The sequence below is a fragment of the Bradyrhizobium sp. 1200_D9_N1_1 genome (assembly GCF_052075915.1).
GTDB classification, from domain to species: domain Bacteria; phylum Pseudomonadota; class Alphaproteobacteria; order Rhizobiales; family Xanthobacteraceae; genus Bradyrhizobium; species Bradyrhizobium diazoefficiens.
The window spans coordinates 5177496-5203484 of sequence record NZ_CP197226.1 but is presented as its reverse complement, the minus strand read 5'-3'; the positions used below and the strand labels follow the sequence as shown (position 1 = coordinate 5203484).

The window sequence follows — 25989 nt, the reverse complement described above, 5'->3', positions numbered from 1 at the left end:
CTATTGGTTGCTTTGCCAGATCAGGACCAGCCCGAACCCGGCCATGGCAGCGCCATAGCCGGCCCATTGCAACTGGTTGACCATGAAGCTCGATCGTGGCCAGGGAACGGTGCCCGTGCCCTGTCCGATCCAGAGCAGCCCGACGGCGGTCGCAAACAGGCCTGCTACAAGCAGAAATCTGCGCATGCATTCCTCCCCGTTGGCCTGGTTCTGTCGCAGCCCACGGCCTGAACGACTGCCGCGGCCACGAAAACTTGGGCACACAGTAACCGTAGCTGCGGTTCGGATACAACGAGCGGGGCTCGCACAAGCGCCCGGCGTGAGCGGGAGCCACGGCGATTCGCACTGCTCGGGGTAGGGCGATACGGACCGGGCGGCGATCGAAGTCAGCTCGCCTGCGCCTACAAGGCGCTGAATGCGATCGTCCGCCGCCGGCATTCCCGCAACGAAAAAGCCCCGGACGATGCCGGGGCTTTGACGTCTGAACTTGCGTTCGGATCAGTACTTGGCGACGACCGGGCCGGTCCAGTTGAAGCGGTAGACCAGCGAGGTCGAAACCGTCTGGTTCCAGCTGTTGGCGCGGATGCTGTTGACCAGCGGAACGTTGCCGGCGTCGAGCAGCTCGGTCTGGGTCTTGGCATTGTAGAAGGCCGAGCGATATTCGGTCTTCATGAACCAGCCGGGCGAGGTGATGCCGAAGATATTCAGGCTGTTCTCGACGCCGCCACCGATGAACCAGCCGTTGCGGTTGTAGCTGGCGAGATGAGCGCCGACGGGCACGCCCGCGAGGTCCGTGAAGTTGGTCTGGCCGAAGTGAGCGCCTGAGTAACCGCCATTGACGTAGGAGAGAACGTTCGGGGCGACCAGCCAGCCGAGGCGAACGCCCGCGGCCCAGGAGTCTTCCAGCTTCTGGTTGCCGGTGATGCCGAAGATCGGATCCTGAATGGTGGCGCGGATGCTGCCGAACTGACCGTCGGCGAACACACCGGCGACCCAAGTGCCGCTGAACTGCCAGTCGTAGCCGAGACCGACGGTGCCGAACCAGCCCGAGCCACCCTGGCGTTGGGTGATCGTCAGCGGGGTGCCCGTGACAGTATCAACCACGCTCTGGTCAGCGTTCGACAGGCCACCGCCGCCACCGCCGAAGATGTAGAAGCCGGTCCAGTTGGCAACCGGAGCCGCCATCGGAGCCTTCACGTAGGGACGCGCCGCGAGATCAGCCGCCGAGGCCGAACCGGTCATCGCCGCAACCGCGGTCAGAGCCAGCAAAATCTTCTTCATGATAAAATCCCCAACCTTGGTCTGTAGCAGGCGCGAGCGCACTGAAGTTCGTGTCATCTGATGCCCGGACTATAGACGCTTTCCGCCGAAATGCTGTTGCGTGGCAGGCACAGTCGCCGGAAAACGCCCGCCGGCCGGCCCTGGGGAGGATGACGTTAGACTTACAAAAAGAGATGTAATTTCAGTGCGTTATGTGGATTTTCGAATTCCCGGCCCGGGTAAGATTTCGTTAGCAAACTCAGCCTTGTCCGAAGCGGAGGTAGTCCTGCCTCGGCCTTGGTGCCGGTGAGTCGCTGGCCGAGTCGCGGGCCGGTGCGCGGCGTGGAGCGGCGGCATCCGGCATGAAGTGCCGGGACGAGGGCGGTATCGTCTCCACAAATGAAAAAGCCCCGGACTTGAGCCGGGGCTTTTCGACGGGACCGCGCGAGGTCAGACGTCGAGCAGATCCTCGTTCGCGAATTCGGCCTTGTCCGAGATGAAGGCAAATCGCGCCTCGGCCTTGGTGCCCATCAGACGCTCGACCGAATCCGCGGTCGTGTCGCGGTCGTCGGCCAGCAGGACCACCTTCAGCATGGTCCGCTTGGCCGGATCCATGGTGGTCTCCTTGAGCTGCGCCGGCATCATTTCGCCGAGGCCTTTGAAGCGGTTCACCTCGACCTTGGCGTTGGCGTTGAACTCGCTCTTGATCAGCGCCTCCTTGTGCGCGTCATCGCGGGCGTAGACCGACTTCGAGCCGTGGGTGAGCTTGTAGAGCGGCGGCACCGCGAGGAAGAGGTGGCCCTCGTCGATCAGCCGCGGCATCTGCCGGTAGAAGAAGGTGATCAGCAGCGAGGCGATATGGGCGCCGTCGACGTCGGCGTCGGTCATGATGATGATGCGCTGATAGCGCAGATCCTCTTCGCGATATTGCGCGAGCGTGCCGCAGCCGATCGCCTGCACGAGGTCGGAAAGCTGGGCGTTCGCCGTCAGCTTGTCCTTGCCGGCAGAAGCGACGTTGAGGATCTTGCCGCGCAGCGGCAGCACGGCCTGGGTCTTGCGGTCGCGTGCCTGCTTGGCGCTGCCGCCGGCCGAGTCGCCCTCGACGATGAACAGCTCGGAGCCTTCGGTGCCGGCGTCGCTGCAGTCGGCGAGCTTGCCGGGCAGGCGCAGCTTCTTGCCCGCGGTTTTCCGCGCGGTCTCTTTCTCCTGGCGGCGGCGCAGGCGCTCCTCGGCGCGGTCGATCACGAAGTCGAGCAGCTTGTTGGCCTGGTTCGGATTGCCCGACAGCCAATGGTCGAACGGATCCTTCATTGCCTGCTCGACGATGCGTTGCGCTTCGGCGGTAGCGAGCCGATCCTTGGTCTGGCCCTGGAATTCAGGCTCGCGCACGAACACCGAGAGCATCACCGCCGCACCCACCATCACGTCTTCCGACGTGATGGAGGAGGCGCGCTTGCCCTGGCCGACGCGTTCGGCGTGATCCTTCAGGCCGCGCAGCAGCGCGCTGCGCAGGCCGGATTCATGCGTACCGCCATCGGGCGTCGGCACCGTGTTGGTGTAGGACGAGAGGAAGCCGTCGGCATCCGCGGTCCAGGCGACCGCCCATTCGCAGGCGCCATGCGCGCCGTTGCGGCCCGACTTGCCGGAGAAGATGTCGGGATGCACCAGCGTGTCGGCGTGGATCGCGGCGGCGAGATAATCCTTCAGGCCGCCGGGGAAGTGGAAAGTCGCTTCCGCCGGCACGTCGTCGATGCCCTTGAGCAGTTCGGGCGCGCAGTTCCAGCGGATCTCGACGCCGCCGAACAGATAGGCCTTTGAACGCGTCATCTTGAACAGGCGCTGCGGCTTGAACGCGGCCTTGGCGCCGAAGATGTCGGTATCGGGCTTGAAGCGCACGCGCGTGCCGCGGCGGTTGTTGATCTTGCCGAGATCCTCGAGCTTGCCCTTGGGGTGCCCGCGCTCGAACGTCATGCGGTAGAGTTTCTGGCTGCGCGCGACCTCGACCTCGAGAAGGGAGGAGAGGGCGTTCACGACGGAGATGCCGACGCCGTGCAGGCCGCCCGAGGTCTCGTAGACCTTGCTGTCGAACTTGCCGCCCGAATGCAGTGTGCACATGATGACTTCGAGCGCCGACTTCTTCGGAAACTTCGGATGCGGATCGATCGGGATGCCGCGGCCGTTGTCGGTGACGGTGAGAAAGCCGTCCGCGCTGAGCTCGACGCCGATGAAGGTCGCGTGCCCGGCGAGCGCCTCGTCCATCGAGTTGTCGATGACTTCGGCGAACAGGTGATGCAGCGCCTTCTCGTCGGTTCCGCCGATATACATGCCGGGTCGGCGCCGCACCGGTTCCAGGCCTTCGAGCACCTCGATGTCGGCCGCGGTGTAGTCGGCTTCCGCGCCGCCCGCGCGTGGCGACGCCTTGGCGGCGGCGCGGGGCTTCGGCTCGTTGCCGCCGAAAAAGTCGTCTTTTGCTTTTGGTTTCAACTGCTTGGACATGAATTTTGATGTGTTTTGAGGGCCGCGCGGGCGGCGAATCGGTTCGGGCGACTATGACACGGCTGGCCTGGAAAGGTCACCGCAGGGCCGGCGGGGGCTGGGGTTGGGAGCTAATCCCGGCGATTTTACGCCGCGGGCCGCTCCGTTCCCGGCAATTTGACGGTGAGGTCGACGCTCAGCCGGGTTTTGTGACTTGATGTCACACAAGTCCCTGGCTTACCAGTCTTTTTCACTGAGCAGGACCTTGAGACGGGGCGGGAAGGCTATTCTGGCATGGAGCAGTTTGCGCACGCACTGGCCGACTTCGTGCGTGCTCACGAGGCTTGGGCGGCTCCGATCGTGTTCCTGCTGGCGTTCGGGGAGTCGCTCGCCTTCATCTCGCTGCTCATTCCGGCCTGGGGCGCACTGGTGGCGATCGGCGCGCTGATCGGGGTCAGCGGCATCAGCTTCTATCCGGTGTGGATTGCCGGCGGCCTCGGCGCGGCGCTCGGCGACTGGGTCTCCTACTGGTTCGGCTATCGCTACAAGGAGCATGTCGCGCAGATGTGGCCGCTCTCGCGCTATCCGGAACTTCTGCCCAGGGGTGAGGCCTTCGTGCGGAGCTGGGGCGTGCCCAGCATCTTCATCGGCCGGTTCTTCGGCCCCTTGCGCGCGTCCGTGCCGCTTGCTGCCGGCATTTTCGAGATGCCCTATTGGAGCTTCCAGGCCGCCAATTTCGTCTCGGCGCTGGTCTGGTCGGCGGCGCTGCTGCTGTTCGGCGACGTGATCGCGAAGATCATGGAATGGATCTGGCGCGTGATCTGACGCCTGAACCTTGACGGGAACCGGATCTGGCCCTATAGCCCCGCGCCATGATCAACGCCGCGACCATCCTGTTCGCCCGTCGCCGCCGCCGCTCTTTAGCGGTTTGGGCGGTCGATCGCGTTTGAGATCATCGTCTTTGCCGCTGGACCCGATCCGCGGCATTCTTTCTCCTGTCAGCGCGATCTGATCCGGCGGCCCCCCAAGGAGGCCCAGCAGGAGACCACGATGTACACCCCACCTTTTTTCAAGCAGGACCGCGCCGCGAGCCTGAAATTCGCTGAGGAGCGCGGCTTCGGCACGATGTGCGCCTTCGACGGCCACAAGCCGGTCGCCTCGCCGCTGCCGTTCTACCTGACCTATGCCGCCGACGGCACGCCGCAGGCCGCCTTTCATGTCGCCCGTCACAATCCGCTGCTAAAGCTTGCGGACGGCGCGACCTCCTGGCTGCTCGTGGTCAACGGCCCCGATGCCTATGTATCGCCGGACTGGTACGTCTCGCCGGACCAGGTGCCGACATGGCTCTACCAGTCGGTGCATCTGACCGGATCGGTGCGGCTGCTGTCGGATGACGAGCTGTTGGTGCAGATCGATACGCTCAGCGACAAGTTCGAGAGCTGGCTCTTGCCGAAGAAGCCGTGGACGTCGGGCAAGATGACGGCGGGCCGGCTCGAGGCAATGAAGAAGGGGATCGTGGGCCTGGTCATGACGGTTGAAGAGGTCGAAGGCAGCTTCAAGCTCAACCAGCACAAATCGGACGCCGACTATACGGCGATCGCCAACGCGCTCGGTGCGCAACCCGCCGCCGACGCCAGGGAGATCGCGCAACTGATGCAGGACGTGAGGCCGGAAGCCTTCGCGGCCGAAACCAACAAGCTCGAAAGGAGCGTGCCATGAGCCTCACGGAAACCAGCAAAGCCCCGACCACCGGCGCGGCCAAGAAGCCCGCCACCGTCTTCGTCGACGGCGGCTCCGGCACCACCGGGCTCGGCATCAACGAGCGGCTGAAGCTCCAGAGCGACGTCGCGGTGAAGACGATCGCCGACGACAAGCGCAAGGATCCCGCGGTGAAGAAGGCGCTGATGGAGGAGGTCGATCTCGTCATCCTCTGCCTGCCCGACGAGGCCGCCAAGGAGACGGTTGCGCTCATCGACAGCATGGGGCCGTCGGGCCCGAAGGTGCTGGACGCCTCGACCGCCTACCGGGTTGCGCCCGACTGGGCCTACGGCTTTCCGGAACTGACGCCGGATCAGCCCGCCAAGATCAAGGCCGCGAAGAAGGTCTCCAATCCCGGCTGCTATCCGACCGGCGCGATCGCGCTCTTGCGGCCGATCGTCGATGCCGGGCTGTTGCCATCAGACTATCCCGTCACGGTGAACGCGGTGAGCGGCTATTCCGGCGGCGGCAAGTCGATGATCGCGAGCTTCGAAGACGGCAGCGCGCCGTCCTTCGAGCTCTACGGCCTCGGCTTCGAGCACAAGCATCTGCCGGAGATGCAGCTCTATTCGAACCTGACGCGGCGGCCGATCTTCATTCCCTCGGTCGGCAACTACCGGCAGGGCATGCTGGTCTCGGTGCCGCTCCAGCTCGACATGCTGCCGGGCAAGCCCAGCGGTGCCGATCTCCAGGCCGCGCTGGCGAAACGCTACGCCGGCTCGAAATACGTCTCGGTGATGCCGCTCCAGAGCGAGGCGACAAAGGGCGGCCGGCTCGAGCCGGAGGCGCTGAACGAGACCAACATGCTCGAGCTCTACGTCTTCGCCAGCGACAAATATCACCAGGCCGTGCTGGTCGCCCGGCTCGACAATCTCGGCAAGGGTGCCTCGGGCGCGGCCGTGCAGAACATGCGGCTGATGCTGGGCCTGCCGGAGGCGTAGCGGCAAGGCTCTCTCTCCACCGTCGCCGCGAGCGAAGCGAAGCAATCCAGAATCTTTCCGCGGCGACAGTCTGGATTGCTTCGCGCCTCGCCATGACGCCGGGAATGCTCGGTGGCAAGATACGCGGCTGCCGGGGCTCTTCGTGCCGTGCCAAAATTCAGCGCAAAATCACGTCCGCCGGAAACGGCCGAACGGGACGGCCGGCACAGACATTGTCACGCGCCACCACCGCGTCGTGGTGAGACTTTTCGATTTCACCGAGCGAGCGGCTGGAGATGTCGCACGCCTCCTGATGGTCTTGCGCGTAGGCGTGCAGGGAACTCCAGGCGAGCGATGCGCGGATGTAAGCGTTACAGCGGTCCGGCATCAATCCACGGTTCATCGGCTTGGTGGCTTCGATGGCTTCGCTGCGCAGGCGCATCAGTTCGGAGCATTGCGCCTGCACCTCGCCGCCAAATCCGGCGAGCGCGATCATCGCGATGGCTGAAAGAAGGGTCCGCATCCGGAATCCTCGCTTCGGCTGCCTCAGCCCGCGTGACAATATCGCAGATCGCAGGGGCCTGCGCCTGCTTTTCGGATGCTCAAAGCACCTTGAAGATCGCCAGCGCCAGCACGGCCTGCGCGAGGAAGCCGACGGTGAAGGCCAGGGTGCGGAACACCGGGATTCCCATCGCGTAGACGATCAGATGTGCGACGCGCGACCAGAAATAGACCGCGCAAGCGAGAACGGTCCATTTCGACGAATAGTCGATCGCGTTCAGGATCAGCACCAGCGGTGCGAAGATCACGAGATTTTCCACGGCGTTGTCATGCGCGAACATGAGTCGCGTCGCCCAGGGCGATTGCGGCTTGTCGCTGCGGGAGGGGTTTGCCATGGCGCCCGACAGCCCGCGAACCTGGCAGCGGTCGAGGATGTAGGGGACCCACAGGATGCCAGTGAAAATCACCGTCAGTGTCAGCCAGAACAATTCACGCGTCATAACCCGGTCCCCTCATTCATCACTGTGCTGAAGGTGAGCTTATACAAGCGCAGGAGATTCCGCTATGCGCGAACCCTGACATAGCTGCCGGGTGCATCCTCGATCGGGGGGAGCGCCTCGCTGCCGACTGCGCGCGCCGGGACTTCCTCGGGGTCGAGCTCGCCGAGCCATTGCCGCCAGTCCGGCCACCACGAGCCCTTGTGCTCGACCGCGCCCTTCATCCACTCGGCGACGTTGACGTCCTTGATGTTGTCGTTGGTCCAGTACTGGTACTTGTTCGAGGCGGGCGGGTTGACGACGCCGGCGATATGGCCCGAGCCGGACAGCACGTATTTCACCGGGCCGCCGAAGAATTGCGAGCCGTACAGCACCGACTCGGCCGGCGCGATGTGGTCCTCGCGGGTGGCGAGGTTGTAGACGGGCACCTTGACCTTGGAGAGATCGAGCAGCGTGTTGTCGAGCACCATCGTGCCAGTGGACAGCCGGTTCTCCAGATAGCAATTGCGCAGGTAATAGGAATGGTTCGACGCGGTCATGCGCGTCGCATCCGAATTCCAGTGCAACAGGTCGAACGCGCTCGGCTGCTGGCCCTTCAAATAGTTGCTGACGACATAGGACCAGATCAAATCGTTGGAGCGCAGCATGTTGAAGGCCATCGCCATCTTCGAGCCTTCGAGCACGCCGGCGGTCTTCATGTCGTGCTCGAGCGATGCGATCTGATCCTCGTCGACGAACACGAGGAGATCGCCGGCATGGGTGAAGTCCACCTGTGCCGCGAAGAACGTCGCCGAGCTCACGCGCTGGCGGCGCTTCTCGGCGAGCCAGGCCAGAGTGGTCGCGAGCATCGTGCCGCCGACGCAATAGCCGGCGGTGTGCACCTTCATCTCGCCGGTGACCTTCTCGATCACGTCCATCGCCGTGAGCGGGCCTTCCTTCATGTAGTCTTCCCAGCTCTTGTTGCCGAGCCGCCTGTCGGGATTGACCCATGAGATCACGAACACGGTGATGCCCTGGTCGACGCACCACTTGATGTAGGATTTCTCCGGCTTGAGATCGAGAATGTAGAACTTGTTGATCCAGGGCGGCACGATCAGGAGCGGGGTGCGCAGCACGTTCTCCGTGGTCGGAGAATACTGGATGAGCTGCATCATCTCGTTCTGGTAGATCACCTTGCCCGGCGTCGTCGCCATGTTGACGCCGACGACGAGATTGTCCGGGTTGGACTGGCGGATCTTCAGCATGCCCTTGCCGGCCGCGATGTCCTCGGCCAGCATCTTCAGGCCGCGCGCTAGATTCTCGCCGCTGCTCGCCACCGTCTCGCGCAGCACTTCCGGATTGGTCAGCACGAAGTTCGAGGGCGACAGCGCGTTGGTGACCTGCTGGACGTAGAACTCGGCCTTGCGGCGGGTCTGCGGGTCGAGCCCCTCGGCGTCACGCACCAGCTCCTGCGCCCATTTGGTCGTGAGCAGATAGAGCTGCATCACGAAATCGAAGAACTGGTTCGACTTCCATTCCGGATCGGCGAAACGCTTGTCGCGCGGCGAGGGCGCAATCGCGGGCGGGGCGTCCTGGCCGGCCATGCGGCGCGCCGCCGCGCCCCAGAGGTCGAGATAGTCCTTGGCGAGCTTGGTCTGGAGATCGGACGAGCGCGAGGTGTCCGACAGCCAGTATTCGGCGACCGATGTGAAGGCCTTGATGACTTCGGCAAGCTCGGCCGGCGGACGGTCCTGCACCTCGCCGCTCTCGCGCGGCTTGAGGAAGGCGGCCAGCGCCTTGCCGCCGCTCTCCATCGCCCGCGCGACATTCATCGCGAAGGCTTCCGCATCGAACTTCGTGTCGGGTTTGGGCGTGTCGGTCGTGGCCATGCTCATGAGCAGAACAGTAACGATTCATTCCGTATTCGTCACCGCGAAGCTCGCATGTTTGACGTTAAACACTCTCGAAGATGTGTTGCACTGCGACAAATTTTCTTGGTTCCGTCACAATCGAGCCGCACCGCTCGGTTTGGTAGTGCCGGGGTGTTTTCTCGCTCGGACCATTTGGGCAGCAATGGTTTGAGCTTGGGCTTGGGCGTGGTCTTGGGTAAGGTTGCCCGGGGCCGTGCTTTGGGACGAGTAGGGGATTTTCCCAAGTGTTGGCGTTGAGGGACCTGCAAAAGTCGCTGCTGATCTGCGGCGCGCTGCTGAGCGTGGCGTTCGCGCTGGGCGGCTGCTCGAGTCAGCTCGCGGATATGACGCCTGCGGATGCGCAGGCGCATTCCAGGGAGCCCGGCACCTATTTGCCGGTGCATGATCTGCCGCCAGAGCGCGATCAGGCGGTCATCCCGCCGGACCAGCGCGCCAAGATCGAGGCCGAGCTTGCCGCCGCGCGCGACCGCCAGGCGGTCGCCGCCAAGGATGCCAAATGAGGCGGTGCAAGGTAATCGCTGGCGCGACCGCCTTGGCGTGCTAAAAAGACCTCAGTTCAGCCGAGAGTCAGGGCGAACGACTTCAGCCCCCCGTCGTCGGAAGTTGCTCTAAACGTTTGATTTTGAGCAATTTTTGCGAAGGGGGCGAGCGCGTCTCCGAACGGCCGTTCTAGCCTGTCGATTCTGTCCTGACCGGGTGCCCGGAGCCCAGAGAGCCATGGAAGAGTTTTACCGCATCCGCCGCCTTCCGCCTTACGTGTTCGAGCAGGTCAACCGGGCCAAGGCGGCCGCGCGGAACGCCGGCGCCGACATCATCGACCTCGGCATGGGCAATCCGGACCTGCCGGCTCCGCCGCACGTGCTGGAGAAGCTCAAGGAGACGCTCGGCAAGCCGCGCACCGACCGCTACTCGGCCTCCCGAGGCATCCCCGGCCTGCGCCGGGCCCAGGCCGGCTACTATGCCCGCCGCTTCGGCGTGAAGCTCAATCCCGACACCCAGGTGGTGGCGACGCTGGGCTCGAAGGAGGGCTTCGCCAACGTGGCGCAGGCGATCACCGCGCCGGGCGACGTCATCCTGTGCCCCAACCCGAGCTACCCGATTCACGCCTTCGGCTTCCTGATGGCGGGCGGCGTGATCCGCTCGGTACCCTCCGAGCCGACGCCGCAGTTCTTCGAGGCGGTGGAACGGGCGATCGTGCATTCGATCCCCAAGCCCCTGGCGCTCGTCGTCTGCTATCCCTCGAACCCGACCGCCTATGTCGCGAGCCTCGACTTCTACAAGGACCTTGTGGCCTTCGCGAAGAAGCACGAGATCCTGATCCTGTCCGATCTCGCCTATGCCGAGGTCTATTTCGACGAGAACAACCCGCCGCCCTCGGTGCTCCAGGTGCCGGGCGCGATGGACGTTACCGTCGAGTTCACCTCGATGTCGAAGACCTATTCGATGGCCGGCTGGCGCATGGGCTTTGCGGTCGGCAATGAGCGCGTGATCGCGGCGCTCGCCCGCGTCAAATCCTATCTCGATTACGGCGCCTTCACGCCGGTTCAGGTCGCCGCGACCGCGGCGCTGAACGGCCCCGACGATTGCATCAAGGAGATGCGCGACACCTACCGCAAGCGCCGCGATGCGCTGGTGGAGTCGTTCGGCCGCGCCGGCTGGGAGATTCCGCCGCCGGAGGCCTCGATGTTCGCCTGGGTGCCGCTGCCGGAAGCGTTCCGCAGCGTCGGCAGCATGCAGTTCGCGACCCTGATGGTGGAGAAATCCGGCGTCGCGGTGTCGCCCGGCGTCGGCTTCGGCGAGCATGGTGAAGGATATGTCCGCATCGCCATGGTGGAAAACGAGCAACGGATCAGGCAAGCCGCGCGCGGCGTGCGCCGCTTCCTTGAAAGCGGCATCGAAACGTTGCACAACGTCGTTCCGCTCGCCAATCGGCGCTAATTCTCTTCGACAGGTTTTCGATAAGCATCATGGTCGCACCCCTGAAAGTGGGCATAGCGGGGCTCGGCACCGTGGGTGCCGAAGTTGTCCGTTTGATTGAAACGCAGGGACGCGTGCTCGCGGGCCGCAGCGGCCGCGGTATTCGCGTGGTAGCCGTGACCGCGCGCTCGAAGGCCAAGAAGCGCGCTGTCGACCTGCGCGGCGTCGAATGGGTGAAGGATCCGATGGCGCTCGCCACCCATCCGGAGGTCGATTGCTTCGTCGAGCTGATGGGCGGCGCCGGCGATCCCGCGCTCTCCGCGGTCGAGGCTGCGCTCAATGCCGGCAAGTCCGTCGTCACCGCCAACAAGGCGCTGCTGGCCAAGCACGGCCTCAAGCTCGCCAAGGCCGCCGAAAAGCACGGCGGCGCGCTGAATTTCGAGGCAGCGGTCGGCGCCGCGATTCCCGTCATCAAAACGCTACGCGAGGGCCTGGCGGGAACCGGCATCAACCGCGTCTACGGTATCCTCAACGGCACCTGCAATTACATCCTGACGCGGATGGAGCAGGAGGGGCTGTCGTTTGCCGAATGCCTCAAGGACGCGCAGCGGCTGGGCTATGCCGAGGCCAATCCGTCCTTCGACGTTGACGGCCACGACACCGCGCAAAAACTCGCCATTCTCGCCAGCCTCGCTTTCGGCACGAAAGTTGCTCAAAGCGCGGTGTATGTCGAAGGTATCTCCTCCATCGCGCCGGAAGATCTTCGCGCGGCCGCCGATCTCGGCTACCGCGTCAAGCTGCTCGGCGTTGCCGTTCGCACCGCCAAGGGCATCGAGCAGCGCGTGCACCCGACCATGGTTCCCAAATCCTCCTCGATCGCGCAGGTGATGGGTGTCACCAATGCGGTCACGATCGATGGCGAGGGCATTCCGCCGATCACGCTGGTCGGCCCCGGTGCAGGCGGTGCCGCGACCGCATCGGCCGTTGTCGCCGACATCGCCGACGTCGCGCGCGGCATCCGCGCCAATCCGTTCGGCCGGCCGATCTCGCATTTGCGCGACACCAAAAAGGCGCCGATGGAGCGCCACGAGGGCGGCTACTACATCCGCCTTTTGGCGCGCGATTTCCCGGGCACTGCGGCGGCAATCGCGACCCGGCTGGCAGAACAGAAGATTTCGATCGAGTCGATCGTGCAGCGTCATCCGAATGGCGGCACTGCGTCGGCGAACGGCAAGGCGGTCCCCGTGCCCGTCATCCTGATCACCTATGCGACGCACGAGGACGCGGTGCGCCGCGCGCTCGCCGCCGTGCAGCGCGACAAGGTGATCAGCGGACGGCCGCAGGTGATCCGGATCGAGAAGAACTAGAGCATGCTCCAGACCCGGAGGGCCGCGCCCGCGCAAAAGTGTGAAGCGGTTTTCCGGAAAGAGCAGGCTCAAGCAATGACACGGTTCGAACGAACTGTGGGTGTTACGAGTTGATGCGGGCGGAGATTTCCGTCCAGAACCGTTTCGAAGGAGTTAGCCGATGTCGACCCATATTTCAGTCCCGCCGCACGCTTTGCTCGAGCGCATCCTCACGCTGGAGATCGTGCGGGTGACCGAGCGGGCGGCGGTGTCTTCGGCGCGGCTGCGCGGCCACGGCAACGAGAAGGCGGCCGACCAGGCCGCCGTGGACGCGATGCGGCGCGAGCTCAACAAGCTGCCGATCGAGGGCACCATCGTGATCGGCGAGGGCGAGCGCGACGAGGCGCCGATGCTGTTCATCGGCGAGAAGGTTGGCATGAATGCCGGCCCGCAGGTCGACATCGCGGTCGACCCGCTCGAGGGCACCACGCTGTGCGCCAAGAACATGCCGGGCTCGATCGCCACCATGGCGATGGCCGACGGCGGCACGCTGCTGCACGCTCCCGACGTCTACATGCAGAAGCTTGCGATCGGACCGGGCTACGACAAGGGTGTCGTCGATCTCGATGCGAGCCCGGCTGACAACGTCCGCCGCCTCGCCAAGGCCAAGGGTGTCCAACCGGACGGCATCACCGTTCTCGTGCTCGACCGCCCGCGCCATGCCAGCATCATCGAGAGCGTGCGCTCGACCGGCGCGGCGGTGCGCCTCATCACCGACGGCGACGTCGCCGGCGTGATCCATTGCGCCGATCCCGACAACACCGGCGTTGATATGTATCTCGGCACCGGCGGTGCGCCGGAAGGCGTGCTCGCGGCCGTGGCGCTGCGCTGCATCGGCGGCCAGATGCAGTGCCGCCTCATCCTCGATTCCGACGAGAAGCGCGAGCGCGCCGCCAAGATGGGCGTCAACGATCCCAAGATGATCTACGGCATCGAGGACATGGCGCGCGGCGACTGCCTGTTCGCCGCCACCGGCGTCACCACGGGCTCGCTGCTGTCGGGCGTCAAGTTCCGCAAGGACGGCGTGATCGAGACCGAGACGGTGGTGATGCGCTCCGTCACCGGCACCGTGCGCTACATCAAGGCCGAGCACCGCGAGCTGGCGAAGTTCCACCTGGACTGACGTTGGCCGTCATTCCGGGGCGAACGGGACCGCGCGAAGCGCGGCCCGGAGAACCCGGAATCTCGCGCCGACAACCTCTGGATTCCGGGTTCGCGCTCCGCGCGCCCCGGAATGACAAAGACAAAAGCAAAAAGAGGAAGCGCCCATGTCCGATCTCTCCGCCGTCAAAGCCCTGGTCTTCGACGTGTTCGGCACCGTCGTCGACTGGCGCACCAGCCTGATCACCGACTTCATGTGGTGGAGCAGGCAGCGCGGCATCAGCGCCGACTGGACCGCCCTGGTGGACGGCTGGCGCGGCATGTACATGGCCTCGATGGACGACGTGCGCAGACATCCCGAGCGCGGCTATGTCATGCTCGACGATCTGCACCGCCGCTCGCTGGAAAAGCTGGTCGCGCAATTCTCGATCAAGGACCTCACCGAAGCTGATCTCGACTACCTCACCAAGGGCTGGCATCGCCTGCATCCCTGGCCCGACAGCGTCGCCGGCCTGACGCGGCTGAAGTCGAAATTCGTCATCTCGCCGCTGTCGAACGGCAACGTCGCGCTGCTCACCAACATGGCGAAGTTCGCCGGCCTGCCGTGGGACCTCGTCATGTCCGCGGAGGTGTTCGAGCACTACAAGCCCGATCCCGAGACTTATCTCGGCGCCGCGCGCCTGCTCGGCCTCAAGCCGGGCGAGGTGATGATGGTCGCCGCCCACAACGGCGATCTCGCCGCCGCGCAGAACAACGGCCTGAAGACCGCGTTCGTGGCGCGGCCGACGGAGTACGGGCCGTTGCAGAAGGTCGACTTCGAAGCCACCGGCAACTGGGACATCGTCGCCAAGGATTTCGGCGGGATCGCCGACAGGCTCGGCTGCTGACATCTTGCGCCGAAGCGCCTTGGCCCGCGCGCTACTTCGCGATCGGCGTTGTCAACTCGGTATCGGCGGTGTCCACCACGAAGACGGCCAGCAGCTTCGCCGGCTCGGTATCGCTGGCGTTGGTGCTGACGGCATGGCGATCGCCGGGCTTCTCGGAGAAGTTCTCTCCCTTGTGAAAGACCTTGGCGGGCTCGTCATTGACCTGGCTGCGTATCGCCCCTTCCAGCACCGTGGCATAGATGAACGCGGAGCGTGCGTGGGTGTGGGCCGGTGAGGAGCCTCCGGGACCATACTCGACCAGCACGCCCTTCATGCTCTTGCCGGGAGCATTCGGTAGGACCTGGTCAAACACGACAGTCACCTTGGCCGACTTCGCAGCCGGCTGCGTCTCGGCTGCCTGGGCCGCCAGGACGAATGCGGCGTAAGCCGCCGTTGCGATCAGCAATCTGCGCATGGGATTTCCTTCATTGCCGTGGTTGCAGCGACCTTGGGATCGCAGATCCTCAAGCCGTCGCGAGCCATTTTGCGAGCGACGTTTTCCCGAGCCGCGCCTCGCCGAGCGGGACCAGCGAGGTGTCCTCGATGGGGGCACCGTAATATCCTGCCTTGGCGTCTCCCACCACCGGGCGGCTGTCGCCCGATGCTTTCAGGCGGCGCGCGACGAACTCGTTGAAGGGAGCTTTTTCCGGTCCCGCGATATCGATCGTGCCGTTGAGCGGCCGTCCCGTCGCGACCTCCGCGAGGGAAGCAACCACGTCGTCGGATGCGATCGGCTGAAACGACGCCGATGGCACGACGATCTTGCCGTCAATCGCTCCTGCTTCGCCGATGGCCCCGAGGAATTCAAAAAACTGCGTGGCGCGAACGATCGAGTAGGGGACCGGAGATGCCTTGACGATGGTCTCCTGCGCGAGCTTGGCACGAAAATAGGCGATGTCGGGCGAGCGATCGGTTCCCACGATCGACAGCGCGACATGATGCTTGACGGCTGCTGCGGCCTCGGTCGCGGCGAGGTTCTGGCTCGAACGCTGGAAGAATTCCAGCACGGCGGCCGGCTCCCAGGACGGCGCGTTGGCGACGTCGACCACGACATCCGCGCCTGCCAGCGCGGCAGCGAGGCCTTCCCCGGTCACGGCGTTCACGCCTGTTTTTGGAGAGGCCGCTATGACCTCGTGGCCTTGCTGCTTGAGTCTCGACACGAGCTTGGATCCGATCAATCCGCTGCCGCCGATCACGACGATCTTCATGGCATGTCTCCTGAGCATTTTGCGAGCGTGAGCGGCGTCAGGCCAAAGGGGCGTCACGAGCTCTCGTCGACGAAAGTGATGCGAGGGGACTCTTATCCGAGCAGTGAGGCGAGCTCTTGCCTGGAACGGGCCTGCCTTGCCGAAAAATGCTCCAGAAGTGTCGTTGCGACGCGACAGGAACCGGTCAGGGATCATTCCCCTCTGTCGGTCAGATCAAGCGAACGGCCCGGGCCGCACATGCGCGACCCGGGCTTGGTATCACCGGCTACAACGTCATCTGCATCGGTTCGGGATAGTAGTGGAACCCGTCACCCGCCTTGGCGACGTGGCCGTAGCCGGGCCAGGCGAAGTGATAGGACATCACGGGCGTCTTGTTGGCCGCGAGCATGGTGAGCAGCTTGACGCGCGACTCGGCTGCCTGCTTCGGGTCGGTGTCGTAGGAGAATTCCATCCGCGGCCGCTCCAGCAGCAGCACGGAATGGTGCGAGAGGTCGCCGAGGAAGGCGAAGGACTTGCCGGCCGAGCTGACCATGAAGATGGTGTGGCCGACGGTGTGGCCGGGCGCGGAGATGGCCTGCACGCCGGGCAGGAATTCCTGGCCGTCCCTGAAGAACACGATGCGGTCGCGGACCGGCAGCAGGTTCTTGCGGGCGTGCACGACGAAGTCCTTTGCCGGGCTCCCCATCTTGCCTTCATCGGTCCAGAAATCGAAATCGGTCTGGGAGATGTAGATCTGCGCGTTCGGAAACAGCGGCTTGTTGTTGGCATCCACGATGCCGCCGATGTGATCGATATGCGCGTGCGAGCAGACCACGGCATCGATGTCCTCCGGCTTGATACCGGCCTCCATCATGCTCTTCTGCTGCCGGCCGGTGGTGGGGCCGAACATCTTGGAGCTGCCCATGCCGGTGTCGAACAGGATGAGCTTGTCGCCGGTGTTCACGATCGGCGAGTTCTGCTCGAGCACGACATTGTCCGGCGACAGGAAATTGTCGGCGAGCATCTTCTTCACCTCTTCCTTGGAAACGCCGGTGAAGGTGCCGGAGGGATCGCCGAGCGGCAGCGGTCCGTCGGAGACGACGGTCACTTCGGCGTCGCCGAGAATGAAGCGGTGCCAATAGGGAGTCTGGGTGCCGAGCTTGGGAGCGCGTGCCATCGCACTGCTGCCGAGCATTGCGCTGGCGCCAAGGCCGGCGCCGAGTGCGAGCAGGGATCGACGTGAGACATCGAGTGTCATTCGTTTCCTCCATTCTTCTTTTGAGCTGCGCGATTGTCTCGCGCGTTGTGTTCGGCCTGAGGCCAGCGGTGGAATGCTGCGCCGGTTCAGACAAGCTAGCAAGTGGAATTGATTTGCGGGTTAGCGCGGCTTGTCAAAGTGCGCGATGCAATTCCGGCGCGCGACAAAAGACACCGGTTGCCGACGTTGCTTCGTCAGCACGATCCAGCCACGCGGTGCCGCAATGCAATCAATGATTGTGTCGCGATTGTGTCTCCTGACCGCCCGACGCGGCAGGACTGCAAGAATCTTTTCGCGTCACGACGGCACGCGTCCGCATAGGCCGTGTTCGCCATCGGGCTTCACTCGGCTACTCCCCGGCCTAGCCATGGGCAGCGCCGAAAGCGCAGGGAATAGGCCGGGCGTGATCTCACGCGATCCTCAGCGCGAGGTCGCTTGCTTCCGTCTCGGCAAAGCCGGCCTGCAAGACCTCTTCGCGCTTGTGGCGGAGATGCGCACGCAGGATGTGCGAGAGGCCGGCACCATCGCGCCGCTGCAGCGCGTTCAGGATCGCCTCGTGCTCCTTCACCGCGAACGCCCAGCGCTGCGGCGTCATCGGCGTGACGTAGCGCGCGCGGCGGATGCGCGCCGTCACGGAGGCGTAGAGCCCGGTCAGTGCGGGATTTCCGGCCGCGGCGACGATGGCTTCGTGGATGGCGCGGTTGCCGCGATAGTACTGGATCAGGTCGCCCTCGCGATAATGCCGAACCATGTCCGTGTGCGCGGCGGCGATCGCGTCGATCTCGGCGTCGCTGATCCGCTCGCAGGCGAGCTCGCCGGCAAGCGCCTCGAGGCCCTGGCAGACCTCGAACAGGTCGCGCATGTCCTTGTCGGTCAGCTTCGCCGCGCGTGAGCCGCGATGGGGCAGGAGCTGCACGAGACCTTCGGCGGCCAGCACCTTGAGCGCTTCCCGCAGCGGCGTGCGCGAGATCTGGAGCCGGTCGCACAGCTCGCGCTCGGGAATCCGCGCGCCCGGCGGGATTTCACCGTCGAGCAGGATGGCGCGGATGCGGCCGACGACCTCCTCATGAAGCATGGCAGGCGGCTCCAATTTGAATGCAAAAATGCAGTAATCAGTCCAAATATGCAAGTTCCAGCTTGCTAATCGCAGATTCTGCATTCAAAAATGTAAAAAACAAGAGGGCATGAGGAAATGGACCACGCTGCGGAGGCGGACGACCTCGTTTTTGAACGTCAGGACGGCATCGGGCGGATCACCTTCAACCGTCCGCAGGCGCGCAATGCCTTCACCTTCGCCATGTACGAACGGCTCGCGGCGATCTGCGAAGAGGCCGACCGCGATCATACGCTCAAGGTGCTGGTGCTGCGCGGGGCCGGCGACAAGGCCTTCGCCTCCGGCACCGACATCAACCAGTTCCGCGAGTTCAAGACGCCGCAGGACGCGATCGACTACGAGAACCGCATCGACCGCGTGCTCACCACGCTCGAGCAGTGCCGGGTCCCGACCATCGCCGCGATTAACGGGTTCTGCACCGGCGGCGGGGCGGGCATCGCCGCGGCCTGCGACCTGCGCATCGGCACGAACAGCGCCAAAATCGGATTTCCGATCGCCCGGACGCTCGGCAACTGCCTGTCGATGTCCAATGTCGGCCGTCTCACCGCGCTCATCGGCGCTGCGCGCGTCAAGGATCTGATCTTCACCGCGCGCCTCATTGACGCCGCTGAAGCCGCCAGCGTCGGGCTGCTCGGCGAGGTCGTCGAGGATATCGCGGCCCTGGACAGGCGTGCCGACGAGGTCGCTCGCCTGCTGGCCAGCCACGCGCCGCTGACGCTGACCGCGACCAAGCAGGCGGTGGCGCGCCTGCAAAGGCGGCTGACCCGGGACGAGGGGGAAGACCTCATCCTGATGTGCTACACGAGCCAGGATTTTCGCGAAGGGCTCGATGCTTTCCTCAACAAGCGCGCGCCGCAATGGCGCGGCCAATAGGACGGGCCGATGCAAAGCGATCGATCGCAATCCACCTCTCGCCGTTCGGGACCGCTTGCCGGCCTCAAGGTCATCGATCTCACCCATGTCATGGCGGGGCCGACCTGCACCTTGATGCTCGCCGACATGGGCGCGGACGTCATCAAGATCGAGAAATGGCCGAACGGCGACGACACCCGCCATTCGGTGCCGCCCAAGATCGGCGATGAGGCGGCCTCCTTCCTGATGATGAACCGCAACAAGCGCGGCATCGTGCTGGACCTCAAGACCGATGGCGGCAAGAAGGTGCTGCGGCGGCTGATCGCGGACGCCGACGTGCTGGTCGAGAATTTTGCTCCGGGCGCCATGGAGCGCCTCGGCTTCGGCTATGAAGACCTGCACAAGCAGTATCCATCGCTGATCTACTGCTCGCTGTCCGGCTTCGGCCGCACCGGCCCCTACAAGCACCGCCGCGGTTTTGACCTCGTCGCGCAGGCGATGAGCGGCATCATGAGCTTTACCGGCGAACGCCCGGATGGTCCGCCCGTCAAATGCGGCCCGCCGCTGTCCGACATCACCGCCGGCCTGCTCGCGAGCATGGGTATCCTTGCCGCCTATACGCATCGCCTCAAGACTGGCGAAGGGCAGTGGGTCGAGACCTCGCTTTACGAGGCGGCCCTGGTGCAGACCTACTGGCAGTCCACGATCGCGCTGGCCGCGGGCACCGCGCCGCGCGCGATGGGCTCGGCGCATCCGCTCAACGCGCCGTACCAGGCCTTCGAGGCCTCGGACGGCTGGCTGGTGGTCGGCGGCGCCAACAAGAAGCATTGGCTGTTGATGCTGGAGGCGCTCGGTGCCAGCGAGCTTGCCTCCGATCCGCGCTTCGTCACCGGGGCGGACCGCATGGCGCATCTGAAGGAGCTTGAGGCCGTCCTGAGCGAGCGCTTCCGCACCCGGTCGCGGATGCATTGGCTTGCGGCACTCGACGAGAAGGGCGTGCCGTGCGGCCCCGTGCACGACATGCTGGAGGCGCTCCGCGATCCGCAGACGCTGGCGCGCGAGATGGTCGTCGAGGTCGAGCATTCCACGCTCGGTCCGGTGAAGACGATCGGGCTTCCCGTCAAGTTTTCGGAGACCCCAGGCAAAGTGCTCTCGGGCGCGCCGGTCTACGGTGAGCATACCCGCGAGGTGCTGGCCGAACATGGGTTCGACCAGAAGCAGATCGAAGCGCTCGAGCAAGAAGGCGCAATCGTTTCAGCCGCAGACAGACGCGAGGAACGCGTCGCCTGACCGGTTCGATACAACAAACAAAACAGAACAAACATAAGAGCTGGAGGAAATCATGGGTCGGACGTCAACACTTCTGCTTTCCGCAGCCGCGACCGTGCTCGCCGGCACGGTCCCGGCGTTTGCGGCCTGGCAACCGCAAAAGCCGATCGAGTTCGTGGCCACCGCCGGACCGGGCGGCGGCACCGACAATCTCGCCCGCGCGGTGCAGAACATCGTCACCAAGTACAAGCTGACGGAGCAGCCCATCGTCGTCGTCAACAAGGGCGGCGGCAGCGGCGCCGAAGGTTATGTCTACGGCAAGGCGTCCGCAGGCGATCCCTACAAGGTGATCTTCGGAACGTCGAACGCCTGGCAGCAGCCGCTCGTCTCCAAAGTCGCCTTCAACTACACCGATCTCACCCCGATCGCGGCGATGGCGCAGGACGAGTTCCTGCTCTGGGTCAAGCAGGATGCGCCCTACAAGACGGCAGGGGACTATCTGAAGGCGGCCGCATCGGGCGAATTCAAGATGGGCGGCGCGCAGTCGAAGGACACCGACGAGGTGCTGACCCGCATGATCGAGAAGGCCGGTCAGGTCAAGCTGACCTACATCCCCTTCAAGAGCGGCGCCGAGACCGCCGTGCAGCTCGCCGGCGGACACCTCGACTCCCACGTCAACAATCCCAGCGAGAGCCTCGGGCAATGGCGTGGCGGCACGCAGCGACCGCTTTGCGTTTTCAGCCCGAAACGGCTGCCGCAGGGTCCCAAGGTCACCGCGACTGAAGGCTGGAGCGACGTTCCGACCTGCGCCGAGCAGGGGCTCGACATCAAGCAATATGAGCAGCCGCGGACGGTGTGGCTGCCCGGCAAGGTCACGCCGGATCAGGCCGCGTTCTATGTCGACCTCATGAAGAAGGTGCAGGCGACGCCGGAATGGAAGGACTACATCGAGAAGACCTCCCAGGTCGACACGTTCCTGACCGGCGCCGAGCTCGACAAGTTCATCAAGGAGGACCTTGAGCACGTCAAGCAGGTTGCGGGCGAGCAGGGCTGGCTGGTCAAGTGAGGCGACCATCGTGCCACAATCTCCACTGTCGTCCCGGCGAACGGCGGGACCCACACCGCTTGATCTATCGTGGAGCGTTGGTGGTGGTACCGACTTGGCTTCCAGGCCTCGTCAAACTTCTCCCTGGGGTTATGGGTCCTGGCTTTCGCCGGGACGACACTTGATGGCTTGGAAGACGCGTGCGTCATTCACTGGCCGTGGCACGCCGCTCGAACGGAGCTCTCGATGATCTCACGCCGCGCGCTTGAGCTTGCGACCGCTATCCTCACCGGCAGCTTTGGTGTGGCCGTCGTCGTCTCCAGCCTCGACAACGGCATCGGCTGGTCGAGCGCGGGCGTGGACGCCGGCACGTTTCCGTTCCTGACCGGAATCATCATCGTGCTCGGAAGCCTCTACAATCTGGTGAGAGGTCTTCTGCCGGCGACGACGCTCGCAAGCGTTCCCATCGCGATCACACCGATCGAGCTGCGCCGGCTTGCCGGCCTGTTCGTGCCGGCCGCGATCTTCGTTGCCGCGATCCCGCTGGTCGGGATGTACATCGCCTCAAGCCTGTACGTCTTCGCCGTGCTGGCGATTCCGAGGCACCAATCCGTGCCACGCGCGCTGGCGATGGCGGCGGCAACGGCGCTCGCGCTCTACGTCGTGTTCGAGCGCATGTTCCAGGTCAGCCTGCCGCATGGCGCGCTCGCCGCCGCGTTCGGCATCTGACGGAGAGGCCGATGGATAATCTTGGGGAACTGCTGCACGGCTTCACCATCGCGATCACCGTGCCGCATCTGCTGCTGATGGCGGTCGGCGTGCTGCTCGGCATTCTCGTCGGCGTGCTGCCGGGGCTGGGCGCGCCGAACGGGGTGTCGCTGCTCCTGCCGCTGACCTTCGGCATGCAGCCGGTGTCGGCGATCATCCTGCTCTCCAGCATGTACTGGGGCGCGCTGTTCGGCGGCTCGGTGACCTCGATCCTGTTCAACATTCCCGGCGAGCCGTCCTCTGTCGCAACCACCTTCGACGGCTATCCGATGGCGCGGGACGGCCGGCCGACGACGGCACTCGCGACCGCCTTTGGTTCGGCTGCGTTCGGCGCGCTGGTCGGCGTCATCCTGATCACCTTCCTCGCATCCTGGGTGGCGCAGGTCGCGCTCGCCTTCGGGCCGGCGGAATATTTTGCGGTCTATTTCCTGGCCTTTGCGAGTTTCGTCGGCATGGGCGGGGCGGCCCCGATCAAGACCGTCGTGGCGCTCGCGATCGGCTTTGCGATCGCCGCCATCGGCATCGACACCGTCTCGGGCAGCGTCCGGCTGACCATGGGCATCGACGAGCTGGTCAAGGGGGTGAACTTCGTCGTCGCGGTGATGGGTCTGTTCGGCATCGGCGAACTGCTGGTTGCCGTCGAGGAGGAATTCCATGCCCGCGCCGTCTCCTCGAAGATCGATTGGCGCGAGGTGTTTCGCGCAGTCGGCCGCCTTCCGCGGCATAGCGTTGCGCTGCTGCGGAGCGCCGCGATCGGGTGCTGGATGGGGATCACGCCGGGCGGCCCGACCGCCGCATCCTTCATGAGCTACGGCATCGCCCGCCGCTTCTCGCGCCGCGGCCGATATTTCGGCACCGGCGAGCTCGAAGGCATCATCTCGCCGGAGACGGCCGACCATGCCGCGGGCACCAGCGCGCTGCTGCCGATGCTCTCGCTCGGCATTCCAGGCTCGGCGACCGCGGCCGTCATGATGGGCGGGCTGATGATCTGGGGCCTCAATCCAGGGCCGATGCTGTTCGTCGACCAGAAGGATTTTGTCTGGGGCCTGATCGCCTCGATGTATGTCGGCAACATCGTCGCGGTTGCGCTGGTGCTGCTGACCGTTCCGGTCTTCGCCGCCTTGATGCGAATCCCGTTCGTGGTCATCGCGCCCCTGATCGTGATCATCTGCGTCGTCGGCGCCTATTCGGTGTCGAACTCCTATCTCGACGTGGTGATGATGCTTGGCTTCGGTGTCGTCGGCTATCTCTTCAAGAAGCTGTTCTATCCGCTGGCGCCGCTGGTGCTCGCGATCGTCATCGGCGACAAGGCCGAGGATGCGTTCCGGCAGTCGATGCTGATGTCGAAGGGATCGCTCGGGATCTTCTTTGCGAACAAGCTGGTGACGTGCCTGATCGTGGCCGGCATCACGCTGCTGCTGCTTCCGCTCGCGTTGCAGCTCGCGCGTTTGCTGCGCAAGCCCACGCCATCCGACAGGAATGAGACGACAGCTCAGGAGAAGGTGATCATATGACCGCAAAGCCGCTCATTGCACTGGCGATGGGAGATCCCGCCGGCATCAGCCCGGAGCTGACGGCGAAGCTCGTGGTGGAGGGCGACATCCGCGCGAGCTGCCGGCTCGTGGTGATCGGCGACCGCCGCATCTTCGACGAGGGCGCGCACGTTGCGGGCGCCAAGCCGGACCTGACCATGGTGGAGCAGGGGGCCGACCTTCGATCGGCGCAGGGCGACGCGCTGTTTGTCGATCTTCGCCACCTCGACCCCAGGGACGTCGAGCCGAAGACCGCGACGCTTGCCGGCGGAAAATTCGCGCTGACCAATTACCGGCACGCGCTCGAACTCGGCCGCGACGGCCGCGTCGATGCGGTCTGCTTCACCCCCTTCAATAAGCAGGCGATGCGCCTTGCCCGCGCCGAGTATGACGACGAGATCGCGTTTTCCGCGGAGGTGGTCGGCCTCCAGACGCCGGCCAGCGAGTTCAACGTGCTGGACCGGCTCTGGAACGCGCGGGTCACGTCCCACATCCCGCTTAGGGATGTGGCTGCAAAGCTGTCCAGCGAACGCATCCACCGCGCGCTGAAACTGACCGATGCTTGCATGCGCAACGCCGGCTTTGCGCGCCCGCGCATTGCGGTTGCGGGTCTCAATCCTCACGCCGGCGACGGCGGCAATTTCGGCCGCGAGGAGATCGACATGATTGAGCCGGTGGTCGCGGCCGGCCAGCGCGAGGGCATTGCCGCGGAGGGGCCGTTCCCGGCCGACACCGTGTTCCTGCGCGCCAAGGGCGGCGCCTTCGACGCGGTGCTGACGATGTATCATGACCAAGGCCAGATCGCGATGAAGCTGATGGGCTTTGATCGCGGCGTGACCTTGCTCGGCGGCTTTCCATTCCCGATCTGCACGCCCGCGCACGGCACCGCCTACGACATCGCAGGCCAGGGCATCGCATCGATCGGGGCCAGCCGCGCCGCGCTGCTGCTCGCGGCGGAGATGGCCGGGCGCCGTGCTGGGTGATCGACCACGGGCACTAGCTCGTCGGCTGCGCCAGTCGCCCTCGGGAAAAACTAGAAACTTCCGTGGTCGCTCCGAGTTGCCAATTCGGTGAATGTCTCCATCCCGGAGCTGGCACATGGGCGATCGCGGGTCGCGAAGGACGATGATGAGCGCCCGGTCGGTCGATCGCGCCCAGGTATTCTGCATCGTTCTGATCCTTGTTCTGGCGGCAGCACCCGCGTTCGCGGCCGAGATCAGCCCGGCCGTCATCGAGTCCGCCGAGCCATCGAAGAAGACTCTCTCGAACGAAAAGCCGACTCCGGCGGGCGTGCGGTTGCAAGTGCTTCTGGACAGGGCGCATTTCTCGCCCGGCGAGATCGACGGCAGGTTCGGGGAGAATGCGAAGAAGGCGCTACGCGCCTATGCGGAAGCCCGGCAGTTGCCGGGCTCGGAGGCTCCGATGGAGGAGGTTTGGAAGGCGCTGCGGGCGGACGAGCGGCCGGTCACGCTGACCTACACCATCACCGAGCGGGACGCGGCGGGTCCTTTCCTGAACAAGCTGCCGTCGAAGATGGAGGACATGAAGGACATCCCGAAGCTCGGCTTCACCAGTCCGCGCGAAGCCCTGGCCGAGAAATTTCACATGAGCGAGCAGCTTCTGGCGGCGCTCAACCCCGGGCGCCGTTTTGATCGCGCCGGCGACACCATCGTCGTGGTGGACACTGCCAGTGCGGGAGAGGGTGCGCCTGCAAAGGCAGACAGGGTCGAGGTCGACAAGGTCAGGCAGACCGTCAAACTGTTCGACAAGTCGAATGCGCTGATCGGATTTTATCCGGCGACTGTGGGAAGCGAGGACAAGCCGTCGCCCTCAGGCACGCTCAAGGTCACCGAAGTCAGCAAGAATCCGCTCTATCGCTACAATCCCGCCTATCACTTCAAGGGCGTCCGTTCGCGCAAGCCCTTTACCATCAAACCAGGTCCGAACAATCCGGTTGGGACGGTGTGGATCAACTTGTCCGCCGAAGGCTACGGCATTCACGGCACGCCTTCGCCGGACAAGATTTCCAAAGCGGAATCTCACGGCTGCGTGCGTCTCACCAATTGGGACGCCGAACGCGTCGCTGGGAGCGTCGCGAAAGGCACGCCGGTCGCCTTTGTGGAGGGCGCCAAGTGAGGGGCGCTCACACGGCGGTCGCCGGCCCAAGGCAACGAGTGCGTTTTCGGATTTCGGAATAGTCGCATAATGCCACTGTTTTGCCCGACGCGTCAAAACAGCTTGAGCTGCAGGAAAAACACTAATGAAAACAACGCCCGGCTACTGTGTATGGGGT

Annotated in this window: 25 protein-coding genes; 15 read left to right on the top strand and 10 right to left on the bottom strand. The window is 64.7% G+C overall.

Features of this window, described 5'->3' with window-relative positions; genetic code table 11:
• From AB5K84_RS25235 to parE, 3 genes are all read right to left on the bottom strand, one after another.
• The gene (locus AB5K84_RS25235) at window positions 1-186 is read right to left on the bottom strand and encodes a hypothetical protein (RefSeq protein ID WP_018641722.1); all 186 of its coding nucleotides are present in this window, start codon (window positions 184-186) and stop codon (window positions 1-3) included.
• A 312-nt stretch (window positions 187-498) separates the two neighbouring features.
• Window positions 499-1281 (bottom strand): outer membrane protein, encoded by a 783-nt coding sequence (locus tag AB5K84_RS25230; RefSeq protein ID WP_038967111.1) that lies wholly within the window; start codon window positions 1279-1281, stop codon window positions 499-501.
• 429 nt (window positions 1282-1710) lie between these two features.
• Window positions 1711-3756, bottom strand: coding sequence for a DNA topoisomerase IV subunit B (parE, locus tag AB5K84_RS25225; RefSeq protein WP_011087127.1), 2046 nt, complete (start codon window positions 3754-3756; stop codon window positions 1711-1713).
• A 273-nt stretch (window positions 3757-4029) separates the two neighbouring features.
• On the opposite strand from parE, the gene AB5K84_RS25220 reads away from it, so the two are divergent.
• The 3 genes from AB5K84_RS25220 (at window position 4030) to argC (ending at window position 6434) form a co-directional block, all read left to right on the top strand.
• Entirely contained in the window at window positions 4030-4560 is a 531-nt protein-coding gene (locus AB5K84_RS25220; RefSeq protein WP_011087128.1) for a DedA family protein, read from the top strand.
• Window positions 4561-4785: 225 nt separating this feature from the next.
• The gene (locus AB5K84_RS25215) at window positions 4786-5454 is read left to right on the top strand and encodes an FMN-binding negative transcriptional regulator (protein WP_011087129.1); all 669 of its coding nucleotides are present in this window, start codon (window positions 4786-4788) and stop codon (window positions 5452-5454) included.
• A complete protein-coding gene (gene argC, locus AB5K84_RS25210) occupies window positions 5451-6434 on the top strand; it encodes an N-acetyl-gamma-glutamyl-phosphate reductase (protein ID WP_038967112.1) in 984 nt (327 codons plus the stop codon). The genes AB5K84_RS25215 and argC overlap by 4 nt, the downstream gene beginning before the upstream one ends.
• A gap of 157 nt (window positions 6435-6591) precedes the next feature.
• Here the strand turns inward: argC and AB5K84_RS25205 are convergent, their stop codons facing one another.
• From AB5K84_RS25205 to AB5K84_RS25195, 3 genes are all read right to left on the bottom strand, one after another.
• Window positions 6592-6909 carry a hypothetical protein gene (locus AB5K84_RS25205; RefSeq protein ID WP_162603518.1) on the bottom strand — a complete coding sequence of 106 codons (318 nt, stop codon included), beginning with the start codon at window positions 6907-6909 and terminating at the stop codon, window positions 6592-6594.
• Window positions 6910-7015: 106 nt separating this feature from the next.
• Window positions 7016-7414, bottom strand: a complete 399-nt coding sequence (locus tag AB5K84_RS25200; RefSeq protein ID WP_011087131.1) for an MAPEG family protein — start codon at window positions 7412-7414, stop codon at window positions 7016-7018.
• A gap of 62 nt (window positions 7415-7476) precedes the next feature.
• On the bottom strand, window positions 7477-9285 hold the full coding sequence (locus AB5K84_RS25195; protein WP_038967114.1) for a PHA/PHB synthase family protein: 1809 nt from the start codon (window positions 9283-9285) through the stop codon (window positions 7477-7479).
• Window positions 9286-9545: 260 nt separating this feature from the next.
• Between AB5K84_RS25195 and AB5K84_RS25190 the strand changes: the two genes are divergently transcribed.
• The 5 genes from AB5K84_RS25190 (at window position 9546) to AB5K84_RS25170 (ending at window position 14632) form a co-directional block, all read left to right on the top strand.
• Window positions 9546-9821 carry a hypothetical protein gene (locus tag AB5K84_RS25190; RefSeq protein WP_028171283.1) on the top strand — a complete coding sequence of 92 codons (276 nt, stop codon included), beginning with the start codon at window positions 9546-9548 and terminating at the stop codon, window positions 9819-9821.
• 217 nt (window positions 9822-10038) lie between these two features.
• Window positions 10039-11259, top strand: coding sequence for an LL-diaminopimelate aminotransferase (locus AB5K84_RS25185; protein ID WP_028171284.1), 1221 nt, complete (start codon window positions 10039-10041; stop codon window positions 11257-11259).
• 29 nt (window positions 11260-11288) lie between these two features.
• Window positions 11289-12605: a homoserine dehydrogenase gene (locus tag AB5K84_RS25180; protein ID WP_011087134.1), complete on the top strand. Its 1317-nt coding sequence runs from the start codon at window positions 11289-11291 to the stop codon at window positions 12603-12605.
• A 160-nt stretch (window positions 12606-12765) separates the two neighbouring features.
• On the top strand, window positions 12766-13767 hold the full coding sequence (gene glpX / locus AB5K84_RS25175) for a class II fructose-bisphosphatase (RefSeq protein WP_011087135.1): 1002 nt from the start codon (window positions 12766-12768) through the stop codon (window positions 13765-13767).
• A gap of 145 nt (window positions 13768-13912) precedes the next feature.
• The gene (locus AB5K84_RS25170) at window positions 13913-14632 is read left to right on the top strand and encodes a haloacid dehalogenase type II (protein WP_011087136.1); all 720 of its coding nucleotides are present in this window, start codon (window positions 13913-13915) and stop codon (window positions 14630-14632) included.
• Between the two features lie 31 nt (window positions 14633-14663).
• Here the strand turns inward: AB5K84_RS25170 and AB5K84_RS25165 are convergent, their stop codons facing one another.
• The 4 genes from AB5K84_RS25165 to AB5K84_RS25150 form a co-directional block, all read right to left on the bottom strand.
• Window positions 14664-15086 carry a cupin domain-containing protein gene (locus tag AB5K84_RS25165; protein WP_011087137.1) on the bottom strand — a complete coding sequence of 141 codons (423 nt, stop codon included), beginning with the start codon at window positions 15084-15086 and terminating at the stop codon, window positions 14664-14666.
• A gap of 49 nt (window positions 15087-15135) precedes the next feature.
• Window positions 15136-15879, bottom strand: a complete 744-nt coding sequence (locus tag AB5K84_RS25160) for an SDR family oxidoreductase (protein WP_011087138.1) — start codon at window positions 15877-15879, stop codon at window positions 15136-15138.
• Between the two features lie 265 nt (window positions 15880-16144).
• Window positions 16145-17116 (bottom strand): MBL fold metallo-hydrolase, encoded by a 972-nt coding sequence (locus AB5K84_RS25155; RefSeq protein WP_011087139.1) that lies wholly within the window; start codon window positions 17114-17116, stop codon window positions 16145-16147.
• 409 nt (window positions 17117-17525) lie between these two features.
• Window positions 17526-18191 carry a GntR family transcriptional regulator gene (locus AB5K84_RS25150; RefSeq protein ID WP_171463762.1) on the bottom strand — a complete coding sequence of 222 codons (666 nt, stop codon included), beginning with the start codon at window positions 18189-18191 and terminating at the stop codon, window positions 17526-17528.
• A 117-nt stretch (window positions 18192-18308) separates the two neighbouring features.
• Between AB5K84_RS25150 and AB5K84_RS25145 the strand changes: the two genes are divergently transcribed.
• From AB5K84_RS25145 to AB5K84_RS25115, 7 genes are all read left to right on the top strand, one after another.
• Entirely contained in the window at window positions 18309-19103 is a 795-nt protein-coding gene (locus AB5K84_RS25145; RefSeq protein WP_011087141.1) for an enoyl-CoA hydratase/isomerase family protein, read from the top strand.
• A gap of 9 nt (window positions 19104-19112) precedes the next feature.
• Window positions 19113-20372: a CaiB/BaiF CoA transferase family protein gene (locus tag AB5K84_RS25140; protein ID WP_011087142.1), complete on the top strand. Its 1260-nt coding sequence runs from the start codon at window positions 19113-19115 to the stop codon at window positions 20370-20372.
• Window positions 20373-20424: 52 nt separating this feature from the next.
• Complete coding sequence (locus AB5K84_RS25135; protein WP_011087143.1) at window positions 20425-21417, top strand: Bug family tripartite tricarboxylate transporter substrate binding protein; 993 nt, start codon at window positions 20425-20427, stop codon at window positions 21415-21417.
• Between the two features lie 225 nt (window positions 21418-21642).
• Window positions 21643-22125 carry a tripartite tricarboxylate transporter TctB family protein gene (locus tag AB5K84_RS25130; RefSeq protein ID WP_038967116.1) on the top strand — a complete coding sequence of 161 codons (483 nt, stop codon included), beginning with the start codon at window positions 21643-21645 and terminating at the stop codon, window positions 22123-22125.
• An 11-nt stretch (window positions 22126-22136) separates the two neighbouring features.
• Window positions 22137-23678 carry a tripartite tricarboxylate transporter permease gene (locus AB5K84_RS25125; protein WP_011087145.1) on the top strand — a complete coding sequence of 514 codons (1542 nt, stop codon included), beginning with the start codon at window positions 22137-22139 and terminating at the stop codon, window positions 23676-23678.
• Window positions 23675-24679, top strand: a complete 1005-nt coding sequence (locus AB5K84_RS25120; RefSeq protein WP_011087146.1) for a 4-hydroxythreonine-4-phosphate dehydrogenase PdxA — start codon at window positions 23675-23677, stop codon at window positions 24677-24679. Before AB5K84_RS25125 ends, AB5K84_RS25120 begins: the two co-directional genes overlap by 4 nt.
• A gap of 145 nt (window positions 24680-24824) precedes the next feature.
• Window positions 24825-25832, top strand: a complete 1008-nt coding sequence (locus AB5K84_RS25115) for a L,D-transpeptidase family protein (RefSeq protein ID WP_038967133.1) — start codon at window positions 24825-24827, stop codon at window positions 25830-25832.
• Window positions 25833-25989 lie beyond the last annotated feature (157 nt).

What these genes read in the sequence shown, in the direction of transcription:
- AB5K84_RS25235 (WP_018641722.1), bottom strand. Translation starts at nt 186, where the DNA reads ATGCGCAGATTTCTGCTTGTAGCAGGCCTGTTTGCGACCGCCGTCGGG.
- AB5K84_RS25230 (WP_038967111.1), bottom strand. Translation starts at nt 1,281, where the DNA reads ATGAAGAAGATTTTGCTGGCTCTGACCGCGGTTGCGGCGATGACCGGT.
- parE (WP_011087127.1), bottom strand. Translation starts at nt 3,756, where the DNA reads ATGTCCAAGCAGTTGAAACCAAAAGCAAAAGACGACTTTTTCGGCGGC.
- AB5K84_RS25220 (WP_011087128.1), top strand. Translation starts at nt 4,030, where the DNA reads ATGGAGCAGTTTGCGCACGCACTGGCCGACTTCGTGCGTGCTCACGAG.
- AB5K84_RS25215 (WP_011087129.1), top strand. Translation starts at nt 4,786, where the DNA reads ATGTACACCCCACCTTTTTTCAAGCAGGACCGCGCCGCGAGCCTGAAA.
- argC (WP_038967112.1), top strand. Translation starts at nt 5,451, where the DNA reads ATGAGCCTCACGGAAACCAGCAAAGCCCCGACCACCGGCGCGGCCAAG.
- AB5K84_RS25205 (WP_162603518.1), bottom strand. Translation starts at nt 6,909, where the DNA reads ATGATCGCGCTCGCCGGATTTGGCGGCGAGGTGCAGGCGCAATGCTCC.
- AB5K84_RS25200 (WP_011087131.1), bottom strand. Translation starts at nt 7,414, where the DNA reads ATGACGCGTGAATTGTTCTGGCTGACACTGACGGTGATTTTCACTGGC.
- AB5K84_RS25195 (WP_038967114.1), bottom strand. Translation starts at nt 9,285, where the DNA reads ATGAGCATGGCCACGACCGACACGCCCAAACCCGACACGAAGTTCGAT.
- AB5K84_RS25185 (WP_028171284.1), top strand. Translation starts at nt 10,039, where the DNA reads ATGGAAGAGTTTTACCGCATCCGCCGCCTTCCGCCTTACGTGTTCGAG.
- AB5K84_RS25180 (WP_011087134.1), top strand. Translation starts at nt 11,289, where the DNA reads ATGGTCGCACCCCTGAAAGTGGGCATAGCGGGGCTCGGCACCGTGGGT.
- glpX (WP_011087135.1), top strand. Translation starts at nt 12,766, where the DNA reads ATGTCGACCCATATTTCAGTCCCGCCGCACGCTTTGCTCGAGCGCATC.
- AB5K84_RS25170 (WP_011087136.1), top strand. Translation starts at nt 13,913, where the DNA reads ATGTCCGATCTCTCCGCCGTCAAAGCCCTGGTCTTCGACGTGTTCGGC.
- AB5K84_RS25165 (WP_011087137.1), bottom strand. Translation starts at nt 15,086, where the DNA reads ATGCGCAGATTGCTGATCGCAACGGCGGCTTACGCCGCATTCGTCCTG.
- AB5K84_RS25160 (WP_011087138.1), bottom strand. Translation starts at nt 15,879, where the DNA reads ATGAAGATCGTCGTGATCGGCGGCAGCGGATTGATCGGATCCAAGCTC.
- AB5K84_RS25155 (WP_011087139.1), bottom strand. Translation starts at nt 17,116, where the DNA reads ATGACACTCGATGTCTCACGTCGATCCCTGCTCGCACTCGGCGCCGGC.
- AB5K84_RS25150 (WP_171463762.1), bottom strand. Translation starts at nt 18,191, where the DNA reads ATGCTTCATGAGGAGGTCGTCGGCCGCATCCGCGCCATCCTGCTCGAC.
- AB5K84_RS25145 (WP_011087141.1), top strand. Translation starts at nt 18,309, where the DNA reads ATGGACCACGCTGCGGAGGCGGACGACCTCGTTTTTGAACGTCAGGAC.
- AB5K84_RS25140 (WP_011087142.1), top strand. Translation starts at nt 19,113, where the DNA reads ATGCAAAGCGATCGATCGCAATCCACCTCTCGCCGTTCGGGACCGCTT.
- AB5K84_RS25135 (WP_011087143.1), top strand. Translation starts at nt 20,425, where the DNA reads ATGGGTCGGACGTCAACACTTCTGCTTTCCGCAGCCGCGACCGTGCTC.
- AB5K84_RS25130 (WP_038967116.1), top strand. Translation starts at nt 21,643, where the DNA reads ATGATCTCACGCCGCGCGCTTGAGCTTGCGACCGCTATCCTCACCGGC.
- AB5K84_RS25125 (WP_011087145.1), top strand. Translation starts at nt 22,137, where the DNA reads ATGGATAATCTTGGGGAACTGCTGCACGGCTTCACCATCGCGATCACC.
- AB5K84_RS25120 (WP_011087146.1), top strand. Translation starts at nt 23,675, where the DNA reads ATGACCGCAAAGCCGCTCATTGCACTGGCGATGGGAGATCCCGCCGGC.
- AB5K84_RS25115 (WP_038967133.1), top strand. Translation starts at nt 24,825, where the DNA reads ATGAGCGCCCGGTCGGTCGATCGCGCCCAGGTATTCTGCATCGTTCTG.